At 72.2% G+C, this 18,471-nt stretch carries 6 protein-coding genes; all 6 read right to left on the bottom strand.

Features of this window, described 5'->3' with window-relative positions; all coding sequences use genetic code 11:
• Positions 1–133: 133 nt before the first annotated feature.
• From ACFVHV_RS17945 to ACFVHV_RS17920, 6 genes are read right to left on the bottom strand one after another with little or no spacing between them, the layout of a single operon-like run.
• Positions 134–385: an acyl carrier protein gene (locus tag ACFVHV_RS17945; RefSeq protein ID WP_359899092.1), complete on the bottom strand. Its 252-nt coding sequence runs from the start codon at positions 383–385 to the stop codon at positions 134–136.
• Between the two features lie 29 nt (positions 386–414).
• On the bottom strand, positions 415–1,266 hold the full coding sequence (locus tag ACFVHV_RS17940) for a 3-hydroxyacyl-CoA dehydrogenase family protein (RefSeq protein WP_380351981.1): 852 nt from the start codon (positions 1,264–1,266) through the stop codon (positions 415–417).
• Between the two features lie 47 nt (positions 1,267–1,313).
• On the bottom strand, positions 1,314–6,713 hold the full coding sequence (locus ACFVHV_RS17935; RefSeq protein WP_380351979.1) for an SDR family NAD(P)-dependent oxidoreductase: 5,400 nt from the start codon (positions 6,711–6,713) through the stop codon (positions 1,314–1,316).
• A complete protein-coding gene (locus ACFVHV_RS17930; RefSeq protein ID WP_380351989.1) occupies positions 6,713–11,263 on the bottom strand; it encodes an SDR family NAD(P)-dependent oxidoreductase in 4,551 nt (1,516 codons plus the stop codon). The genes ACFVHV_RS17935 and ACFVHV_RS17930 overlap by 1 nt, the downstream gene beginning before the upstream one ends.
• Positions 11,263–15,891, bottom strand: a complete 4,629-nt coding sequence (locus ACFVHV_RS17925) for an SDR family NAD(P)-dependent oxidoreductase (protein ID WP_359899084.1) — start codon at positions 15,889–15,891, stop codon at positions 11,263–11,265. The genes ACFVHV_RS17930 and ACFVHV_RS17925 overlap by 1 nt, the downstream gene beginning before the upstream one ends.
• The gene (locus ACFVHV_RS17920) at positions 15,884–18,424 is read right to left on the bottom strand and encodes an amino acid adenylation domain-containing protein (protein ID WP_359899082.1); all 2,541 of its coding nucleotides are present in this window, start codon (positions 18,422–18,424) and stop codon (positions 15,884–15,886) included. Before ACFVHV_RS17920 ends, ACFVHV_RS17925 begins: the two co-directional genes overlap by 8 nt.
• Positions 18,425–18,471: the final 47 nt, after the last annotated feature.

Raw genomic sequence — 18,471 nt, 5'->3', positions numbered from 1 at the left:
GTGTTATGGTTGTGGGGGGTTTGGACTGGGGGGGGGGGCGTGATTGTGGTTTTTGCCGGGCGGGTGTGAGACGGGCCCAGGGGGGGGGGGCGGGGCGGCGGGGCCGCCGCGCGTCCGTAGGTGGGACCAGGGACTAGGCCGCCGTAGCCGTCCGCGACGTGACCAGGCGGACGAGACCGTCGACCGTGCGGAAGTTGTCGAAGTCCATGTCCGCCGGGCCGAGGGTCAGGGCGAAGTCCTTCTCCACGAAGAGCGCGAGCTGCATCGCGAAGAGGGAGTTGACGTAGCCGAGGGCGAAGAAGTCGTCGTTGTCGGCGAGCGGCTGGCCGGCCAGGTGCGGGGCGAGGAACTCGCGGACCCGGGCGCGCACGTCGTTGTTCGTCATATCAGGTTTCTCCTTGGGTAGTTCGAGGATCAGTAGGTGTAGAAGCCCTGGCCGGTCTTGCGGCCCAGGAGTCGTGCGTCGACCATCTTCTGGAGCAGGGGCGCAGGGCGGTACTTACTGTCCTTGTAGCTCTCGTACATGACCGTGATCGAGTTCAGGATCGTGTCGAGGCCGATCAGGTCGCCGGTCTCCAGGGGCCCCATCTTGTGGCCGAAGCAGCCGCGGAACATCTTGTCGACGTCCTCGGCCGAGGCGATCTGGTCCTGGACGCAGAAGACGGCCTCGTTGATGGTCACCATGAGGACCCGGTTGGTGATGAAGCCGGGGGCGTCCTGGACGACGATGCCCTCCTTGCCCATGTCCGACAGCAGCCCGAGCGCGGTGTTCAGCGTCTCCTCGCTGGTGAAGTGGCCGCTGACAACCTCGACGGTGTCCATCATCGGGACGGGGTTCATGAAGTGCAGCCCGAGGATCTCGGCCGGTCGCCCGGTGACCGAGCCCACCCGGGTGATCGGCACGGCCGAGGTGTTCACGCCGAAGATCACTCCGGGGCGGCAGATGGTGTCGATCTGCTCGTAGACCGTGCGCTTGATGTCCCAGTCCTCGGTGACGTTCTCGACCACGAAGTCGGCGTCGGCCAGCGAGGTGAGCTCGGTGCCGGTGGTGATCCGGGCGAGGACGGTCTTGGGGTCCTCCTTCAGCGGCTTGCCGAGCAGCATCGGCTGGACCAGCAGGTCACGGCCGATCTGGGCCACCGCGCTGTCGAGCTGAGCCAGTGAGATGTCCACGAGGATCACCTCGAACCCGGACTCCGCGAAGGACTGGGCGACGCCGCGGCCGATCGTGCCGGCGCCGATCACGCCTACGGTTCGGATGCTCACGGGGATACCACCTTTGCGGGATAGAAGGGGGGAGTGGGGGTGCCTGGTCAGGCCTGGGCGTCCCTGGTGTCCAGGTGGTCGGCGAGATCCGCGATCGTGACATAGCGGAACAGGTCGACCATGGAGACCCGGATGTCCATGATCTTCTGGATGCTCTGGGCGATCCGGAGTGCGGCCAGCGAGTCCACCCCGAGCGCGAACGAGGTGTCACGCACGTTGAGTTCGGTGAGATCGAGCTCGCGGGCCCAGATCCGGGCGAGCGCGCGCTCGGTGTCGCTGAACTCGCCGCTCTCCTTGCCGAAGAGCTTCGGCTCGCCGTCGGACGGCGTGCCGTCCGGCGGCGCGGCGGATTCGCCGGCACTGCTGCGGGCCGCGGCGATGGCCTGCCGGATCGGGACGGCCAGCACCAGCGGCGCGCGACGCAGCAGCTCCGCGAGCTCGCCGGACCCGCCCAGCTTGCGGTAGTTGACCTCGCCGACGATCACCGGGGTGCAGGCCGAGGCGAGGATCTCCTCGAAGCTGCTGAGACCGTCCTCGACCGACACCGACCGGAAGAAGCCCTGGTCCTGCTGGACTCCGTGGTCGAAGGCCATGCCGGTTTCCAGCCAGTCGCTCCAGTCGACCGTCACCGTCCACCGGCCGCGCGCGGAGCGCTGCTCGGCGAACTGCTCCAAGTAGCTGTTGGCGGCCGTGTAGTCGCCTTGTCCGGCCGCACCGAAGATCGCCACCGTGGAACCGAAGTTGACCATGCAATCCGGCGGATCGTCCTGGGTGACGAGGTCCAGCACGGTGGCGCCGAGCACCTTGGGGTTCAGAGTACGACGGAAGGTCTCCGCGTCCTTGCGGAAGAGGAAGCCGTCCCCGGCCACACCGGCCGCGTGGACGACGCAGCCGATCGCGCCGAGATCGGCGCGGATCTTCGCGACGACTCCCTCCATGACCGCCAGGTCGGTGACGTCACCGGAGTAACTGCGAACTTCGGCGCCGTTCCGCTCCAGTTCACGCAGTGCCTCGATCTGCCCGCGCAGCTTGGCGTCGGTGACCTCGTCCCACCGCTCGCGCGGCGGCAGTTCGGTGCGGTTGACCAGGGCCAGCCGTGCACCCGGCCCCGAGCGGCTCAGATGGCGGGCCACCGCGAGTCCGAGTCCGCCCAGACCGCCGGTGATGAGGTACACCCCGTCCGGGCGGACCGGCGCGGACCTCGGCTGCTCCCGCAGGTGCACCGGTGCGAGCTCCGCGACGTACCGGTGCCCGTCGCGCAGCGCGACGGTGGCGGGTGTCCGGGCTCCGAGCAGTTCGGCACAGACGGCCTCGGCGCCGGTGTCGCCGGCGATGTCGAGGCAGAACACCTCGGTGTCCCTGTACTCCTGGCCGATCACCTTCGCCAGGCCGAAGAGCGTCGCGTGGACCGGGGCCGTCGCCGGCTCGGTGCCGGTCACCCGTGCCACCGAGGGGGCGACCACGCTCAACCCGGCCGGGGCCACGCCGCGCTCGGAGAGGCAGCGGGCCAAGTGGAACAGGCTGTGGACGCCGTGGCCGAGCCTGGCCTCCAGGAGCGACAGATCCTGCTGGACGCCGTCGTCGGCAGGGGCCGCGACGTGCACGACCTCGTCCGGGAGCTCCGCACCGAGTGCGTCCAGCAGCCGACCGAAACCCTCCGGGGTGGGCGGCACTTCGTACCGGTCCGGAACCGTCTGCTGCCACCGGTCTGCGAGTACCGCCTCGGCGACGCCGACGCCGCGCGCACGCAGTGCGGCACTCAGCTCGGCGCCGATACCGCCCTGCTCGCCGATCACCAGGACCCGGGCGGGCAGGGCCCGGCGCTCCTCGGGTGCCGGTGCCGGGACCCATCGGAGAGTGTGATGACGGGTGTGCGGGCGCAGCTGCGCGACCGTGCGCTTGGCGTCGGCGACGCGCTTCACGGTGAAGCCGCGGATCTCGGCGGCGGTGGCCCCCGACTCGTCGCAGATCACCACGTCGACCTTGCGGAACTCGGCGTTGTTCGCATAGCCCGGATGCGGTTGGACGAAGCTCAGGCCGCGAGCGGGCAGCGGGCCGTGCAGGAGCAGCGAGTCGTAGCCGACCGGGAGGAAGAAGTCCCTGTCGCCGAGGGCGAGTCGACGGTCGTCGGGAGTCTCCAGGACGGCGAAGCCACTGAAGCCGGTGGCCTGATCGAGCAGGGTCGGGTGCAGGAGGTGGTCCTGGCACTCGGCCCGGTACTGCTCGGGCAGGTCGAGTACGCCGAGGGCGGCCCGGACGCCGAGGTGCACGGTCGGGAGGCTGCTCCGCCAGCGATCGCCGAACTCCATCACCTTGTGCTCGGTCTGCCGCCGGGCGATGTCCACGCTCTCCAGTGAGCAGAGCTCGCGCAGAGCTGCCGGATCCTGCAGCGGCGCGGGGGCGGTGTGCGGCTCGACACTCACCACGCCCTGGACGTGCACCGTCCAGTGGTCGCTCGCCGGGTCGTGACTGGCGACGGTGAACTCGGCCCGCAGGTCGTCGATTTCCCGGACGGTCGTGTGTGCGGTACGTGGGGCCCCTTCCTGCACCAGCAGCGGGACGAGGAAGGTGACGTCGCACAGCTCGGTGACCGGCCGGCCGAAGTGCAGGGAGGCGGCGGCGCGGGCCATCTCCAGGTAAGTGGTTCCGGGGACGATCGCCTCTCCGAGCAGCTTGTGCTCGGAGAGCACCCAGTGCAGCTCCAGCGAGAACTCGGTGAGGAAGACGGACTGGCCCATCGACCGGAGCAGGACCTGGTCCAGCAACGGGTGCGGGCCGGGCGTGCGCTGGACCGCCGCCTGCGGGATCCGGGGCTCCAGCCAGTAGCGCTTGCGCTGGAAGGGGTAGGTGGGGAGGGGGATGCGGCGGCGCTGCTGCTGGGCGAAGTAGGCGGCCCAGCTGGGCCGGGCGCCGGTGAGCCAGAGGCTGCCGAGGGTGCGCTGGATGATCTCGGTGGCGGTACGGCGGTCGCGCTTGTGGGGGAGCGAGGCGAGAGCCGTGGCCTCGATGCCCGCACTGGTGAGGATGCGCCGGGCGAGGCTGCTGAACGTCTGGCCGGGGCCGACTTCGAGCAGGGTGGTGCCCGGTTCGGTGGTGGTGGTGCGGATGCCGGTGGCGTATTCGACGGTGGCGCGGATGTGGTGGCCCCAGTAGGCGGGGTCGGTGGCCTGCTGGTCGGTGATCCAGGTGCCGGTGGTGTTGGAGACGAAGGGGGTGTTCGGTGCCTGGCGGGGCACTCCTGCGACGGCGGTGGTGAATTCCGTGATCACCGGTTCCATGAGGGGGGAGTGGAAGGCGTGGGAGGCGGTGACGGGTTGGGTGGGCCAGCCGTGTTCTTCGGCGAGGGTGGTGAAGGCCTGGATGGCGTCGTGGGGGCCGGAGACGACGCAGTCGCGGGGGCCGTTGTGGGCGGCGAGCGAGAGGCCGTGGGGCAGGGCGGCTTCGACGGTGGAGCGGTCGGCCATCACGTTGAGCATGGCGCCGGGGGCCTGGGCCTGCATGAGGCGGCCGCGCAGGGCGACGAGGTGGAGGGCGTCGGGGAGGGTGAAGACGCCCGCGACGCAGGCGGCGACCCACTCGCCGAGGCTGTGGCCGAGCATGGCGGTGGGGGTGATGCCCCAGGACTGCCAGAGCCGGGTGAGGGCGTACTCGACGACGAAGAGGGCGGGTTGGGCCCACTGAGTCCGGTCGAGTCGGGGGTCCTCGGTGAAGATCACCTCGCGGATGTCCTCGCCGAGCTGCGGCCTGAGCAGCTCGGCGCACTCGTCGACGCAGGCGCGGAAGACGGCTTCCTGCTCGTACAGGTCACGGGCCATGCCGGAGTGCTGGGAGCCCTGGCCGCTGAAGACGAACACCAGCGGTGTGGCGCCGCCCGCGACGTGACCGGTGACGACGTTGGCCGGGTCCCGTGCCTCCAGAGCGGCCGCGACGGCTTCGGCGGAAGAGCCGGTGACGGTGCGGCGGTGGGGGAAGGTGCGGCGGCCGGTGGCCAAGGTGTGGGCGGCGTCGGCGAGGTTGGGGCTCTCGCGGCGCAGGTGGGCGGCCAGTCGGTCGGTGGCTTCTTCGAGTGCCTGCGGGGTGCGGGCGGAGAGGATGAGTGTTTCGGTGGGGCGTGTGCCGGCGGGGGAGGCTTCGACGGCCGGGGCTTCTTCGAGGATGAGGTGGGCGTTGCTGCCGCCGAAGCCGAAGGCGCTGATCCCGGCGCGGCGGACGCGGCCGTCGGTGCGTGGCCATGGGCCGGGCTCGGCCTGGACCCGGAAGGGGCTGTTGGCGAAGTCGATGTCGGGGTTGCCGCGGGTGTAGTTCAGCGAGGCGGGGAGGAGTTCCTGCTTGAGCGCGAGTGTGGTCTTGAGCAGGCCCGCGATGCCGGCGGCGGCGTCGAGGTGGCCGATGTTGCCCTTGACCGAGCCGAGGGCCCAGGACCCGGTGTCGCCGAACGCCCGCGACAGCGCCTGCACCTCGATCGAGTCACCGATCACGGTGCCGCTGCCGTGCGCCTCGACGTAGTCGATGTCCTCGGGGTCGACCTCCGCGACGGTCAGCGCCTCCGTGATCACCTCGGCCTGACCGCCGACGGTCGGGGCGGTGAAGCTCGCCTTGACCCCACCGTCGTTGTTGATCGCCGATCCCTTGATCACGGCGTGGACGGTGTCGCCGTCGGCCAGCGCGTCCTCCAGCCGCTTCAGCGCGACCACGCCGACACCGTTGCCGAAGACCGTGCCCCGGGCGTCCGCGTCGAACGGGCGGATGTGTCCGTCCGGGGAGAGGAAGGCCCCCTCCTGGTAGGGGTAGCCGGTGTTCTCCTGCACCTTGTAGGAGACCGCACCCGAAAGGGCCATGTCGCACTCGTAGTTGAGCAGGCTCTGGCAGGCGGCGTGCAGCGCCACCAGCGAGCTGGAGCAGGCGGTCTGGACCGGGAAGCTCGGCCCCCGCAGGTCGAGCTTGTACGACACCCGGCTGGTCAGGAAGGCGAGTTCGAAGCCCAGGCCGACGTTCTCACCCTTGATCGCCTCGCCCTGCTCCAGGTTGCCGAGAATGTTCCCGAGGTAGGCGGTGGTACTGGCGCCGCCGAAAACGCCGGTTCTGCCCTCGTACCGGGCGGCGTCGTATCCGGCGTGCTCCAGCGCCTCCCAGGCCGTCTCCAGGAAGAGCCGGTGCTGCGGGTCCATGATCTTCGCCTCGCGGGCGGTGTACCCGAAGAACTCCGCATCGAACAGGCTGATGCCCTCGAACCTGGGTGCGGCCTTGACGTAGTGGGGCCGGCCGAAGACCTCGGGCGGCACCCCGGCCGCCGTCAGCTCCTCGTCGGTGAGGGCGACGATCGACTCGACGCCGTCGCGCAGGTTCGACCAGAACTCGGTCAGGTCCCCCGCGCCGGGGAAGCGTCCCGCCATCCCGATGATCGCGACGCCGTCCCGTTCCGGGAGATCCGTGAACTCATTGGTCATCATTCGCCCCTTGCTGTCCGACGCCGTTGCTGGTGCTGACGCCGGCGCTGCTGCATCTTCTCTCTGCGTTCCTCAAGTGCCTTGAGGTTGCTGCCCGTTGTCTGCTGCAGGGGCTGCTCGGCCAGGCCGGCCAGGTGTGCCGCCGTCAACCCCTCGTACAGGTCGCCGAGGGCGAGCTTCGTGCCCAGCCGGGTGTTGATGGTGCTCACCAGCTGGATCGCGATCAGGGAGTTGCCGCCCAGATCGAAGAAACTGTCCTGGATGCCGACCGTCTCGATGCCCAGCAGCTCCTGCCACAGCTCGCAGATCGCGCGCTCGGTGTCGCCGCGCGGTGCCACGAACTCGGTGAGGATGTCCGGGCGTTCGTGCGCGGCGCTACGGGGCTCCGCGGTGTCGCCCTGCTCCAGCGAGAAGGCGTTCTCGAACAGCGCCGAGAGCTCGGCGGGCGACACGATGACCTGCGACTCCGAGACGCCGGCCAGGATCGTGTCGAGGGCCCGCAGCCCTTCGGCGGGCGACATGGCGCGCTCGTCCACCTGCTCGACGCCGGACGGCGCGGCGGTACCGACCGCCATGCCGATCTCCCGCCACGGACCCCAGTCGATCGAGATCACCCGCCGAGTGCGCCCCCGGTCCTGGGCGAAGGCGTCGAGGAAGCAGTTGGCGGCGCAGTAGTCGACCTGGCCGACACTGCCGATGTTCGCGCCGTTCGAGCCGAACAGGACCAGGAAGTCCAGCTCCTGGTCCGCCAGCACCTCCTCCAGCACCAGGGTGCCGTGCACCTTCGGGAGCAGGACCTCGGCGGCCGCCCGGAGGTCCTTGAGCTGGATCAGGCCGCCACCGGCGACGCCCGCCGTGTGGAAGGCGCCGTGGATGGCCCCCCACCGCTGGGTGGTCCGCCGGACGGCCTCGCTCATCGCCGCCCGGTCGCTCACGTCGGCCTGGAACACCAGGAGCTCCGCACCCGCGTCCCGCAGGCGGACCAACTCCCTTACGGTGTCAGCGAGTCGGCCCTTTCCCGGGTTGCCGGCGAGCCAGGAGTCCCACTGTGCGGCGTCGGGCAGCCGGGTGCGCGCGGTGAGCGCGATCCTCGCCCCCGCTGCCGCGAGGTGCCCGGCCAGGGCCAGGCCCAGGCCGCCGGTGCCGCCGGTGACCAGGTAGACACCGTCCTTGCGCACCACCGGCGACTCGTCGCGTCGGGGCAGCGGCTGCGGCAGGTAGTGCTGGGACCAGCGGTGCCCTCCTCGGTGCGCCACCGTCTCCGTGCCGGGCTCCGACGCTGCTGCCAACTCGGCCATCAGCTTGCCCAGTTGGGCCTGGGTGGGCGCTTCCTGGCAGTCGAGGTCGACGCTGCGGCAGGTGGTGCCCGGCAGCTCGCGGGGCAGCACGCGGCACGGGCCCAGCAGGGTGGCCTTCAGCGGCGAGAGCGGCTCGGCGCCGGTGACGTTGTGCACGCCGTTGCTGAGCACCCAGATCCGGCGCGGCTCGCCGTCCGGGTGCCGGACGAGGGCCTGGGCGAGGCGGATCAGACTCTCGAAACCGTGCTGGAGGCTGCCCTCCTCGCCCGGCGCGGTGACGCTCCAGCCGTGCACGATGTGGGTGGGCACACCGGCAGGGCCGTTCCGCAGGGTGCTGATCAGCCGCTCGTAGTCGGAGCTGTCGGCCGGGTCGATGGCGTAGCGGTTGTCTCCCCGGTCGGACCAGGCGCCGGCCGCCGCCACCACGGTGACGGTGGCACCGGCGGCCCGCAGCTGCTCGGTCACCGCCTCGCCCACACCCAGGCCGTCGGCGAAGACCAGCCAGTGCCGGGTGCGGTCCGGCCGCTCCCCGGCCGGGAGAGGCGCCCGCTGCCAGGACGGGGCGTAGAACCACTGCGTGATGTCGTCGCGGCGCGCCGCGGCACGACCGGTGGCCCGGGCCGTCGTGGCCTGTCGGTCGAGCCAGTAGCGCTTGTGTTGGAAGGGGTAGGTGGGGAGGGGGATGCGGCGGCGTTGTTGGTGGGAGTGGTAGGTGGTCCAGTCGGGTGTGGTGGTGCCGGTGAGCCAGAGGGTGGTGAGGGCGCGTTGGACGGTTTCGGAGGGGGTGCGGGGGTCGCGTTTGTGGGGGAGTGAGGCGAGGGTGGTGGCTTGGGTGGCGGTGTTGGTGAGGATGCGGCGGGCGAGGCTGGTGAGGGTCTGGCCGGGGCCGATTTCGAGGAGGGTGGTGCCCGGTTCGGTGGTGGTGGTGCGGATGCCGGTGGCGTATTCGACGGTGGCGCGGATGTGGTGGCCCCAGTAGGCGGGGTCGGTGGCCTGCTGGTCGGTGATCCAGGTGCCGGTGAGGTTGGAGACGAAGGGGGTGCTCGGTGCCTGGCGGGGCACTCCTGCGACGGCGGTGGTGAATTCCGTGATCACCGGTTCCATGAGGGGGGAGTGGAAGGCGTGGGAGGTGGTGACGGGTTGGGTGGGCCAGCCGTGTTCTTCGGCGAGGGTGGTGAAGGCCCGGATGGCGTCGTGGGGGCCGGAGACGACGCAGTCGCGGGGGCCGTTGTGGGCGGCGAGGGAGAGGCCGTGGGGTAGGGCGGCTTCGACGGTGGTGCGGTCGGCCATGACGTTGAGCATGGCGCCGGGGGGCTGGGCCTGCATGAGGCGGCCGCGCAGGGCGACGAGGTGGAGGGCGTCGGGGAGGGTGAAGACGCCCGCGAGGCAGGCGGCGACCCACTCGCCGAGGCTGTGGCCGAGCATGGCGGTGGGGGTGATGCCCCAGGAGTGCCAGAGCCGGGTGAGGGCGTACTCGACGACGAAGAGGGCGGGTTGGGCCCACTGGGTCCGGTCGAGTCGGGGGTCCTGGGTGAAGATCACCTCGCGGATGTCCTCGCCGAGGTGTGGTGCGAGGAGTTCGGCGCATTCGTCGACGCAGGCGCGGAAGGCGGGCTCGTGCTGGTAGAGGTCGTGGGCCATGCCGGGGTGCTGGGAGCCCTGACCGCTGAACAGGAAGACCAGTGGCGCGGTTTCGCGGGTGGTGTGGCTGGTGGTGACGTGGGCGGGGTCGCGGGTCTCCAGGGCGGTGGCGATGGTGTCGGGGGTGGTGCCGGTGACGGTGCGGCGGTGGGGGAAGGTGCGGCGGCCGGTGGCCAGGGTGTGGGCGGCGTCGGCGAGGTTGGGCTGTTCGCGGCGCAGGTGGGCGGCCAGCCGGTCGGTGGCCTGTTCGAGCGCCGCCGGGGTTCGGGCGGAGAGGATGAGTGTTTCGGTGGGGCGTGTGCCGGCCGGGGAGGCTTCGACGGCCGGAGCCTCTTCGAGGATGAGGTGGGCGTTGCTGCCGCCGAAGCCGAAGGCGCTGATCCCGGCGCGGCGGACGCGGCCGTCGGTGCGTGGCCATGGGCCGGGCTCGGCCTGGACCCGGAAGGGGCTGTTGGCGAAGTCGATGTCGGGGTTGCCGCGGGTGTAGTTCAGCGAGGCGGGGAGGAGTTCGTGCTTGAGTGCGAGTGTGGTCTTGAGCAGGCCCGCGATGCCGGCGGCGGCGTCGAGGTGGCCGATGTTGCCCTTGACCGAGCCGAGGGCCCAGGACCCGGTGTCGCCGAACGCCCGCGACAGCGCCTGCACCTCGATCGGGTCGCCCAGCGAGGTGCCCGTGCCGTGCGCCTCGATGTAGTCGATGTCCGTGGGTGCGAGGCCCGCGCCGGCGAGCGCGGCGGAGATGACCGCGGCCTGGCCGGTGACGCTCGGCGCGGTGAAACCGACCTTCACCGCGCCGTCGTTGTTGATCGCCGAACCCCTGATCACGGCGTGGACGGTGTCGCCGTCGGCCAGCGCGTCCTCCAGCCGCTTCAGCGCGACCAGACCGACACCCGTCCCGAAGACCGTGCCCCGGGCGTCCGCGTCGAACGGGCGGACGTGCCCGTCGGGGGACACGAAGGACCCGTCCTGGTGCAGGTAGCCGGTGCCCGGGTTCGGGTCGACGTGGACGCCACCCGCCAGGGCGAGGTCGCACTCCCCGGCGAGCAGGCTCCGGCAGGCGGTGTGGGCGGCGACCAGCGCGGTCGAGCAGGCGGCGCGCAGCGAGACCGCGGGGCCCTTCAGGTCCAGCTTGTACGACACCCGGGAGGCCAGGAAGGCGAGTTCGTTGGCCACCAGGATCTGGGTCCGGCCCAGGGTTTCCACGATCTGCTGGTGCGAGTAGACGTGCTGGACGTAGCGGTTGGCCCCCGCGCCGCCGAAGACACCGATGCTGCCCTCGTACCGGGCGGCGTCGTAGCCGGCGTGCTCCAGCGCCGCCCAGGCCGTCTCCAGGAAGAGCCGGTGCTGCGGGTCCATCACCTCGGCCTCGCGGGCGGTGTACCCGAAGAACTCCGCATCGAACAGGTCGCTGCCGGCGAAGGCGGGCGCGGCCTTGACGTAGTTCGGCTGCCCGAAGACTTCGGGTGGCACCCCGGCCGCCGTCAGCTCCTCGTCGGTCAGGGCGACGATCGACTCGACGCCGTCGCGCAGGTTCGACCAGTACTCGGTCAGGTCCTCCGCGCCGGGTAAGCGTCCCGCCATCCCGATGATCGCGACACCACCGCGCGCCGTCATCACCGCGCCGCCCGGAGGTTGTCGACGAGCGCGCCGAGGGTGCGCACGGTGGGGCCCTCGTAGACGATGGTCAGCGGTACGGCCACCGCCAGTTTCTGACGCAGTCGGTGGACGACCTGCAGGCCGAGCAGTGAACTGCCGCCCAGTTCGAAGAAGTTGTCCTGCACGCCGACGCTCTCCAGGCCGAGCAGCTCCTGCCAGATCTCCGCCACCCGGTGTTCGGTCTCGCCGTTCGGGGCGACGAACGGGTTGCGCAGGTTGGGGCGCTCGTGCCGTGCGGCCGGGGCCGGCGCCTCGGCCACCGGGTCGGCCCACAGTTCCTGACGCAGCGTCAGATCACCGGTGGAAGTGATGATCTGCGCTTGGGGCACCGCGTCGAGCAGGGCGTCGAACACCTGTCGGCCCTCGGCCGGGGTGAGTGCCAACTCTCGTACCGCAGCGCCGAGTTCGGAATTCGCCCGGTCCTCCTGGGAGAAGTGCCAGGCCTCCCAGTTGACGCTGGTCCAGGGCAGGGAGGCGCTGTGGTGCCGCTGGGCGAAGGCGTCGAGCGCGGCGTTCGCGGCGGCGTACGCCCCGAAGCCGAGTCCGCCGAGCAGCGAGGCGATCGAGGAGCAGATGACGGCGAAGTCCACCTGCTGGTCGGCCAGCACCTCGTGCAGCACCTGCGTGCCGTAGAGCTTGGGGCCGAAGTGCCAGGAGGCCTCCTCCGCACCCAGGACCGCGACCTCCCGGTGGGCCGCCGTGCCGGTGGTGCCGGCACAGTGCAGCACGCCGTCGATCGGGCCGAACTCCCGCAGGACGCGCTCCTTCAGGGCGAGCATGGCCGTGCGGTCGGAGACGTCCGTGGCGGTCACCAGCACCTCGGAGCCGAGCGCCTCGATCTCCTGGACGGCCCGGATCGCGGACCGGACCGCTTCCGGGTGCTGCGGATCGGCCCAGCTCTCCCGGGGCGGCAGACCCGTCCGTCCGAGCAGCACCAGGCGCACCTCGGCCCGGTCGGCGAGGGCACGGGCCATCAGCAGGCCGATCTTCCCGAGGCCGCCGGTGACCAGGTACACCCCGCCGGGGCGAACCGGGGACCCACCCCGCGGGCGCGGCGCGCCGGTCACGTACGTCGGCGCCCAGCGGTGCCGACCGCGCAGCGCGATGGTGCGCTCGGCGGGCGGGGCGGCGAGCTCGGCCAGCAGCCGGTCGACCAGCCCGGGTACGGCCTGCGGGCCTTCGGGGCGGAGGTCGAAGTGGACGCAGCTGAGCGAGGGGTACTCCTGCGGCAGCACCTTGCACAGGCCCTGGACGGTGGCCTTCGGCGGGCAGAGCGGCTCGTCCCCGAGGACGGCGTGCACCTCGGAGGACAGCACGTCCCAGCGCTGCTGCCGCGTCATCAGCTCGGCCTCGGTGGCCTGGACCCAGTGGACCAGGCTGTCGAAGGAGCGGTGCAGCAGGGCCCGGACGTCCTCGGGCGCCGTGGCCCGGTCGGCGTCGTCGCCGACGCTCCAGCAGTGCACCACCCGACCGGGCAGCGGCCCCTCGGCGCGCAGCGCCTCGGCGAGTCGCTCGAAGTGCTCCGGCCGGGCGGGGTCGAGGACGTACTCACGCTCGTCCTTGCGGTGCCACTCGGCTCCCCGTGAGACCGTGCGCACGGTGGCGCCGAGACCTTCGAGGCGGTCGGCGAGGTGGTGGCCGACACCGGTCTCGTCCGCGAACACGAGCCAGCGCTCGTCGGCCAGGCCGACCTCGGCGGGCTGCGGTGCGCCGGCCAGCCGCTGCCAGGACGGCGTGCAGAACCACTGGGGCAGGTCGCCGCGCCGCTGCTGGGCCGAGCCGCTGCCGGGCTGGGCGGTGCCGGGTTCGAGCCAGTAGGTGCGCCGCTCGAAGGGGTAGGAGGGGAGCGGGACCCGCCGGGCGCCGGCCGTGGCCGGGAAGGGGCGCTCCCGGCCGGCGAGCCAGAGGCGTCCGGCGGCCCGCAGGAGCGCGGTGCGGTCGCTCTGCCCGAGGAAGGCGCCGGGGAGGGACGGGAGGACGACCCGGTCGGTGCCGGCGGCGGCGGGGTGCTGGAGGGCCCCGGGGGTCAGGGCCGGCGCGGGGCCGATCTCGACGATCGCGATGTCCGGGACGGACCACAGGGTGGCCAGGCCGTCCGCGAACCGCACGCTCTCCCGTACGTGCCGGGCCCAGTACTCGGGGCTGGTGGCCTCGTCGTCGGTGATCCAGGTGCCGGTCAGGTTGGAGACGAACGGCACGGCCGGGGCGTTCAGCCGGACCGAGCGCACCAGTTCGGCGTAGCGCTCGACGACCGGGTCCATCATCGGGGAGTGGAAGGCGAAGCGGGTGGTCAGCCGGCGGGTGGCGATGTCGGCGGCCAGCAGTTCGCCGGCCACCCGCTCGATGCCCTCGACGGTGCCGGAGAGCACGCAGGTCTGCGGGCCGTTGATCGCGGCGAGGCAGACCTCCGCGTCGGTGTACCGTGCGACGGCCTCCTCGGAGAGCGGCACGGCGAGCATCGCGCCCTCGCCCTGCTCCTCGATCAGCCGGGCGCGCTCCGCGACCAGGCGCAGGGCGTCGGGCAGCGAGAAGACCCCGGCCGTACAGGCCGCGACGTACTCGCCCAGGCTGTGACCGATCATCACCTCGGGCTCGACCCCCCGGGCGGCCCAGAGCTTGACCAGGGCGTACTCGAGGGCGAACACCGCGGGGTAGCCGAGGCGTGGCTGGTCCAGCGGGTGCTCGCTGCGCTCCGGCTGGAGCAGCAGCCTGCTGAAGTCGAGGAGCTTTCCGGGGGCGGCGTCCGCGGACTCGTCGACGGTGAACACGAGTTCGCGGATGTCCGTGCCGATCAGCGGCTCCAGCAGTCCGGCGCACTCGTCCATCGCTGCCCTGAACTCCGGCTCCTGGGAGTAGAGTTCGCGCGCCATGCCGGGGAACTGGGAGCCGAAGCCGGTGAACATGAAGGCCACCGGCCGGTGCGGGGCCTCGGGCGCGGTCGCGGTGAGCAGCCGACCGTCGTCGCGGGCGTCGAGCGCCGCCAGCGCCTCCTCGGTGCCGCCGGCCACCAGCATCCGTCGGTACGGGAACGCCCGGCGGCCCTGCTGGAGGGTGAACGCGACATCGGCCAGCGGGAGTTCGGGGTGCGCCCGGAGGTGGTCGTGCAGCTGGTCGGTGGCCGCCTCCAGGGCCTCCGGGCTCTTCGCGGAGAGCACCAGCAGCTGCTCGGCGCCGTCGGCCTGCCGGGATTCGCGCGGCAGCTCCGGGGCCTGTTCGAGGATGACGTGGGCGTTGGTGCCGCCGAGGCCGAAGGAGCTGACCCCGGCGCGGCGCGGTCCGTCGCCCTCGGGCCAGGGCAGCAGCTCGGTGTTGACGTAGAACGGGCTGCCGGCCAGGTCGATCCGCGGGTTGGGCCGCTCGAAGTGCAGGGTGGGCGGCAGCTGCCCGTGCTCCACCGCCAGCACGGTCTTGATCAGGCCGGCGACCCCGGCGGCCGAGTCGAGGTGGCCGATGTTGGTCTTGGCGGAGCCGAGGGCGCAACTGCGCTCCCCGACCCCGGAGTAGGCCGAGGCGAGTGCGGAGAACTCGATCGGGTCGCCCAGGATGGTGGCCGTCCCGTGCAGCTCGATGTAGCCGATGCTCTCGGCCGGCACGTCCGCGTTCGCCAGCGCGGTGGAGATGACGGCGGACTGGGTGGCGGCGCTGGGCGCGCTGAAGCCGGCCCGGCGGGAGCCGTCGTTGTTCAGCGCGGAGCCCTTGATGACCGCGTGGATGTGGTCGTTGTCGGTGATCGCGTCCTTGAGGCGCTTGAGCACCACCATCCCGACGCCGTCGCCGCCCACCGTCCCCTGGGCGCGGGCGTCGAAGGTGCGGCAGTAGCCGTCCGGCGAGAAGATGCCGTCCGGGCGGTAGACGTAGCCCTTGCTCCTGGTCCCGTCGACGGCGACGCCGCCGGCCAGTGCGGTGTCGCACTGGTAGGCCAGCAGCGCCTGGCACGCCTCGACCACGGCGACCAGTGACGTGGAGCAGGCGGACTGGATGTTGAGGGCGGGGCCCTCCAGGCCGAGCTTGTAGGAGACCCGGCTGGCGAGGAAGTCCGGCCGGTTGCCGATCACCGTCTGCTTGTCGCCGAGGATCTGCGCGGCGCCGGGCTGGGAGGCGATGTTGAAGAGCAGGTAGGTGTTGTTGCCCGCGCCCGCGTAGACGCCGACCGGGCCGTCCTGCCGATCGGTGTCGTATCCGGAGCTCTCCAGGGCGGCCCAGGCGCATTCGAGCAGGACCCGGTGCTGCGGGTCCATGAGTTCGGCCTCGCGCGGGGAGTAGCCGAAGAAGGCGGCGTCGAACTTCTCGCTGTCCGCCAGCGGGTAGCCCGCGCCGACGAAGTTCGGGTCGGCCAGGGTGGCGGCGTCCACGCCCCGGGCGGCGAGCTCCTCGTCCTCGAAGCGGGTGACGGAGCAGACGCCCGCCTTGAGGTTGCTCCAGTACTCCTCGACCGTCCGGGCGCCGGGGAAGCGGCCGGCCATGCCGACGACGGCGATGTCCAGACTGTCGTCGAACTCGGAGAAGCCGTCGGCCCGTTCGGTGTCCAGCTCGGAGTCCAGTTCGGTGTCCACGGTGGGGTCGAGCTCGGGGGAGTACTCACTCATGGTGACCTCGCTTCGCTTGCAGCTGCTGCTGGCGGCGCTTCAGCAGGGCGTTCTGCTGGGCGCTCCTGCCGCGGGTGGCGGCCGGTGCCACCCCCTGCCTCTGCTGCGAGAGCAGCTCGGCCTGGGCCCGGACGGTGGTGTGCTGGAACAGGTCGAGCAGGTCGACCTCCCGGCCGGTCGTCGCCCGGAGCCGGTGGTGCAGCCCGACCATGAGCAGGGAGTGCCCGCCGATGTCGAAGAAGTTCTGGTCGGTGCCGACCGCCTCGGTGTGGAGGACCTCCTGCCACACCTGCGCCACCAGTCGCTCCAGTTCGTTCCGCGGTGGCAGCGGTGCGGTGGCGGGCTCGGCGGGCCGGGGCAGCCTGCCGCGGTCGACCTTGCCGTGCCCGGAGAGCGGCAGCCGGTCCAGCGTCACCATCGCCTGCGGCACCATGTGCGGGGAGAGCCGGTCCCGCAGGTGGCGCTCCAGCCCGGCGGTGCTGAACCCGGGGCCGTGCGGCTCGATGTAGGCGACCACCCGCCGGTCGCCGGGGACGTCCTCGCGGACGACGGCGATGGCGTGGCGCACCTCGGGGTGGCTCTTCAGCGCGGCCTCGATCTCGCCCAGGGCGACCCGGAAGCCGCGGACCTTGATCTGGTCGTCGCGCCGGCCGAGGAAGGCGATCGTCCCGTCGGCCAGGCGGCGGACGATGTCGCCGGTGCGGTAGAGGCGGTCGCCCGGCCCGCCGCCGAGGGTGTCGGGGACGAAGGCCGCCGCGGTGAGGTCGTCCCGGCGGTGGTAGCCGCGGGCGAGGTTGTCGCCGCCGATCAGCAGTTCTCCGGCGACGCCGACGGGTGTGGGACGGCCCGCCGCGTCCACCACGTGGGCCCGGGTGCCCGGGAGCGGAACGCCGATCGGCGCGGTCTCCCACTCCGCCTCCGGGTGGTCGGCCACGGCGAGGGTCAGCACACCGACGGTGGTCTCGGTCGGACCGTAGTGGTTGAAGACCCGGCAGTGCGGGACGAGGCGCTGGAGGGCGCGCAGCCAGCGCCAGTCGGAGGCCTCGCCGCCGATGACCAGCAGGCGGCGCGGCAGGAGCTCGGCGAAGCGCGGCGAGGTCTGGAGGGCCCGGAGGTGGGAGGGCGCGATCTTCAGGCAGTCGACCCCTCGGGTCTGCACCCAGTCGGCCAGCCTCTCCGCGTCCAGCGCGACGTCACGGGAGATCAGCTGGACCTCGCCGCCGGTGCACAGCGGCGGGGCGAAGGCCGTGACGCTGGAGTCCACCGTCAGCGGCTGCACCATCGCGTAGCTGAGCGGCCCGTCGATGCCGAGCCGCCGGACGACGGCGCGGGTGTAGCCGACGAGCTGGCGGTGCTCGATCACCACGCCCTTGGGCTTGCCGGTGGAGCCGGAGGTGTAGAGCAGGTACGCGGCGTCCCCCGGGGCCGAGTGCCCGGCCGGCGGGTCCTGGTCCGGCCGGCCGGCCAGCACGGTCAGTCCGGCGTCGAGCTCGACCACCCGGTGTCCGGTGTCGAGCGGGGCCGTCGCCACCACGATCCGCACGGCCGCGTCGGCGAGGATGCCGTCCCGCCGCTCGGCCGGGTCGTTCGGGTCCACCGGTACGTACGCGCCGCCGGCCTTGAGGATGCCGAGCACGGCCACCATCAGCCGTACGTCGCGATCGGCGCAGAGGCCCACCGTCACCTCGGGGCCGACCCCGTTCTCCCGCAGCAGGTGGGCCAACTGGTTGGCCCGGGAGTTGAGTTCCCGGTAGCTGAGGGCGGCGCCCTCGGAACGGACGGCGATCGCTTCGGGGGTGCGGGCGGCCTGCTCCTCGAAGAGCCGGTGGAAGCACCGGTCCGTCGGCTCGCCCGGGACGCCGTTCAGCGCCTCGACGACGCGTTCCTCCCCGGCGGTGAGCAGGGGCAGCTCGGCCACCGACCGGTCCGGATCGGCCGTCGCGCCTTCGAGCAGGCGCAGCAGGTGGTCCACCGCGCGGCGGGCGGTGGCCGGGTCGAGGACGTCGGTCGCGTGGACCAGGTGCCCGGACAGTTCGCCGTCGGGGCAGGAGAGCCGCAGGTCCAGGTCGCAGTGGGTGGTCCCGGGCACGGGACGCGGTTGCGGCCGGAAGGAGAAGCCCGGCCAGAGGTGGACGGCCGCGCCGGTGCGGACCTCTTCGGCCGCCGCCAGCGCGGCGCCCGCCCGCCGGACCAGGTCCCGGAAGCTCCCGCCGGCCTCGACGCGGACCGGCGTGGTCACCCCGGCGCCGTTGGTCACCCCGACCGCGAGCTCGGTCTGTCCGCCGTACCGGTGCAGCAGGGCCAGGTGGAGGGCGAGGGCCGCCGCCGGGAGCCCTCCTCCGCAGGCTTCACCCAGGTGCCGCAGGGCGGCGGTCGCCCCGGCGGGGACGACGAGGGGGACCGAGCCGGCCCGGTGGTCGCGCCGGGCCGGAGGGGTCCGGTCCAACGGGAGCTCCGGGGCGGCGGGCAGCTCGGCGGGGCGCCCTTCGGCATCGGGGCCGGGCACGGGAGGTGCGGGGTGGCGCAGTGTCATGAGGGTTGCCTCGAGGAGTCTGGGGGCAGGACGTACGTCACCCGTCT

This window comes from Kitasatospora sp. NPDC127116, from assembly GCF_042677365.1.
Lineage (GTDB): Bacteria > Actinomycetota > Actinomycetes > Streptomycetales > Streptomycetaceae > Kitasatospora > Kitasatospora lactacystinica.
Note: the sequence above shows the minus strand (reverse complement) of the source record. Positions and strands in the feature narration are given on the sequence as shown.